This is a genomic window from Actinomadura sp. NPDC048955 (genome assembly GCF_040649435.1).
Lineage (GTDB): Bacteria > Actinomycetota > Actinomycetes > Streptosporangiales > Streptosporangiaceae > Spirillospora > Spirillospora luteofluorescens.
In genome coordinates, this window is the sequence record NZ_JBEZJI010000150.1 from 1 (window position 1) to 3,491 (window position 3,491).

3 protein-coding genes are annotated in these 3,491 nt (G+C 67.2%); 1 reads left to right on the plus strand and 2 read right to left on the minus strand.

The window, feature by feature from the left end:
- Nucleotides 1-385: 385 nt before the first annotated feature.
- Together AB0C84_RS45535 and AB0C84_RS45540 are read right to left on the minus strand one after the other, a co-directional pair.
- A protein-coding gene (locus AB0C84_RS45535) for an IS5 family transposase (protein WP_361079034.1) occupies nt 386-1,251 on the minus strand; the annotation gives its coding sequence in 2 pieces (ribosomal slippage) (nt 386-903 and nt 903-1,251; 867 coding nt in all).
- 607 nt (nt 1,252-1,858) lie between these two features.
- Complete coding sequence (locus tag AB0C84_RS45540; RefSeq protein WP_361079028.1) at nt 1,859-2,974, minus strand: IS630 family transposase; 1,116 nt, start codon at nt 2,972-2,974, stop codon at nt 1,859-1,861.
- 158 nt (nt 2,975-3,132) lie between these two features.
- Here AB0C84_RS45540 and AB0C84_RS45545 point away from each other — a divergent pair, with 158 nt between their 5' ends.
- On the plus strand, nt 3,133-3,306 hold the full coding sequence (locus AB0C84_RS45545; protein ID WP_361079031.1) for a hypothetical protein: 174 nt from the start codon (nt 3,133-3,135) through the stop codon (nt 3,304-3,306).
- Nucleotides 3,307-3,491: the final 185 nt, after the last annotated feature.

Consider the following 3,491-nt stretch of genomic DNA (forward strand, 5'->3'; position numbering starts at 1 on the left):
CCGCACCCTCCACTACCCCCAGGATTGTGCGGGTATCCACCCCTTTTTACCTGGTTTCAGAGGGGCACAGCCCAGCGCCCCCTAGCGGTTCGCCTTCTCGGCCTCTGCCTTGGTGTCGTACGCGGCCCAGAGACGATCTTGTTGGTGCCGCGCTCCATCACCCACCACTTATTGTTCTTGCGCTTGCGGACGTGAGTTGCCACGTCGACCTCCTTTTCGTTGCGTTACCGCCCGCGCCTAGCGCGGTGGCCAATCCACAACCGTGCCGTTCCTGTATCGCCGCGCACGCACAGCAAGCCCAGGAGGACAGGCCAGGAGCGGGTGCGCCCGATGAGCTTCGTTAGCCCGCGACGGCGCCGCTAGGCGCTAGGGGGTGTCCGGTGGATCATGTGTTGATCCAGAGCAGTGCGGTGACCAGGACGATGGCTGCCTGGTAGTTGCCGGCGAGTTTGTCGAAGCGGGTGGCGATGCCGCGCCATTGCTTGAGGCGGCCGATGCAGTGTTCGACGACGTTGCGGCGCTTGTAGAGGACCGGGTCGAAGACCGGTGGGCGCCCGCCGCGTGAGCCGCGACGGGCGCGTCCGGCCCGCTGGTCGGCGCGTTCGGGGATGGTGGCCCCGATCCCGCGGCACCGCAGTGACCAGCGGATCGCGGCCGAGCTGTAGGCCTTGTCGGCGATTACCCGATCGGGCCGGCACCGAGGACGACCCGAACCGGGCCGCGGCACTGCGATCGCGGCCAGGACCTGCCCGAAGGCGGTGCAGTCGTTGACACTGCCGGGCGTGAGCACGACCGACAGCGGCAGGCCGCGTCCGTCGACCGCCAGGTGGATCTTGGTGGTCAGGCCGCCCCGTGACCGCCCGAGCGCCTGACTGCTCCCCGATGCCCGGTTCGTCCCACCCGGTTCCCCTTTTTGCGGGCTCCGGCGGCGTGCTGGTGAGCACGCACGATGGTGGAATCGACGCTGACGGTCCAGTCGATCAGCCCGACCGAGTCGTCGTGGACCTGCACGCGGGTGAGGATGCGGTCGAAGGTGCCGTCGGCGGCCCACCGCCGGTACCGCTCATAGACGGTCTTCCAGTTGCCGTACCGCTCCGGCAGGTCCCGCCACGGAGCACCGGTGGCCAGCTTCCACAAGACCCCGTTCAGCACCGTGCGGTGATCGGCCCACCGGCCGCCCCGAGCGGGCTGCGCGGGCAAAAGCGGCTCGATCCGCCGCCACGCCGCATCGGTCAACTCATGCCGTCGCACCACGACACACCATCAACCCACACCCAAAGATCACCCTCAGCCAAACACCAAGATCTACCGGACAGGTCCTAGGACGCCCTCAGGACCCGCGTATGCCGCTAACGGGGCCCGAGGCGCTAGGACGTCCCGAGCCGCCAGAGGACGCCTCAGCGCGTCCCGGGGACGTCTGCAGGACGCCCAATCCGGCGTTGCCGAAACAACGAACGCGAGCACCAGGACCCCATGACCCCTGAGCCCACTCGATTTGCTTCCGGCTGGGCTCAGACATCCGATCTCGCTAAGTGTCTGTTCTGCGTGGTGTTCTGGGCCGGGTGCTTGTAGTGGATGAGGGCTGCAGTGAGGGTCGGGAGGGCGGCGAGCAGGTGGTCGTGGTGTTGGTTGCGGATGGTCAGGTGCCGATGGCCCAGCAGTCAGGCGAGTGTGCGCTCGGTCTTTCACCGGTGGCGGTCGTGCCGCTCGCAGGAGTGGATGCCTCGGCGTGCGATGCGCGGGATGACGTCTCGCCGGCGGAGCCAGTGCCGTAGGGCGGCGGAGTCGTAGGCTCTGATCGACCAGCAGGAACTCACCGCTTAACCTGCAGAAACAGGGAGCACGCGTAGATCAACTCTTACACCACTCCAGTGGAAGTGACCCACTGGACTCCTGAAATCCGTTGTGGATATCGGGCGAGGGAGTCGAGGGTTTCTTCGGCGGTTTTGGTCCAGACGAATGGTTTGGGGTTGGTGTTCCAGTGCTGGACCCAGGCGCGGATGTCGGCTTCGAGGGCTTGGGCGCTTTTGTGGGCGCCGCGTTGGGTGAGTTGGGCGGTGAGGTAGGCGGACCAGCGTTCGACCTGGTTGAGCCAGGACGATCCGGTGGGGGTGAAGTGCACGTGGAAGCGGGGGTGGCGGGCCAGCCAGTCGTGCACGAGCGGTGTCTTGTGGGTGGCCAGGTTGTCGCAGACCAGGTGCACCTCCAGGCCGGCCGGGACGGCCTTGTCGATCGCGGCCAGGAACTTTTTGAACTCGGTGGCGCGGTGCCGGCGGCGCGGTTCGGTGATGACGGTGCCGTCGGCGATGTTGAAGGCGGCGAACAGGCTGGTGGTCCCGTGCCGGGCGTAGTCGTGGGTGCGCCGCTCGGGCATGCCCGGCATCATCGGCAGCACCGGCTGCGACCTGTCGAGGGCCTGCATCTGCGATTTCTCGTCCACGCACAGGACCACGGCCCGCTCGGGCGGGTGGTGGTAGAGCCCGACCACGTCCACGACCTTCTCCACGAACAGCGGGTCGGTGGAGATCTTGAAGGTGTCGGCCCGGTGCGGCTTGAGGTCGAACCGGCGCCAGATCCGCCCGATCGTCGAACGTGACAGCCCGGTGCGCTCGGCCATCGAGGCCCTGGACCAGTGTGTGGCGCCCGGCGGGGTCTGCTCCAACGTCAGCGTGACCACCTCCTGGACCTTGTCCAGCAGGATCGAGGGCGGCCGACCGGGGCGGGGCTCATCGGACAGCCCGGCCAGGCCATGCTCGATGAAACGGCGGCGCCACTTGACCACCGTCGGCGGCGAGACGCCCAGCTCAGCAGCCACATGCGTATGGAACGCCCCCGGCCGCGCACATGCCAGCACGATCCGGCACCGCAACGCATACGCCTGCGTCGGGGTCGCCGCCCGAGCCCCGCGCTCCAACTCCGCCCGCTCGGCCCCGGTCACGGAAAACGGAGTCTTCGGCCGCCCAGTCCTCGCCATCGGCCCAGCATAGATTTACACAACAGATTTCAGACGCAGAACACTAGCGGCGCGCGGGGCGTCCGCTGAGTTGGCGGAAGGAGCCCCACCTGGAACTGTTACGGAGGGCCCTCACATCAAGTGGGGCCGACACAACGCAGAGAAATCGAGGTTGAGAGATGGGCAACAACCAGGCGAGTTCTCCCTCGCCGAAGACCTACAAGTGCGAGGTGTACTGGCAGGACGAATCCTTCCGGCGCTTCCCGGACCTGACGGAGGAGCAAGCCACCGCCATGGCGGACAAGTACATGAACGACCCCGCTGTGATCCTCTCCTACAGCGGGCCGATGTGATCTGCTCAAGGACCCCGTCGGCCAGGTCGAAGTAGAACTGAGGCGGCCCAACAACCGCCTCAACCGAGCGGTGGGCACGCAGTACGGGGTCACCGCGTACAACCTCCCGCCGCCAGAACCGAAGAAGCCCCGCAGGCGTCCAAGAACCGCGGGGATGGGGGCGTGGAACCACCCCCCCCCACCAC

Coding starts and splice junctions, on each gene's coding strand:
- AB0C84_RS45545 (WP_361079031.1), top strand. CDS start 3,133: ATGGGCAACAACCAGGCGAGTTCTCCCTCGCCGAAGACCTACAAGTGC.
- AB0C84_RS45540 (WP_361079028.1), bottom strand. CDS start 2,974: ATGGCGAGGACTGGGCGGCCGAAGACTCCGTTTTCCGTGACCGGGGCC.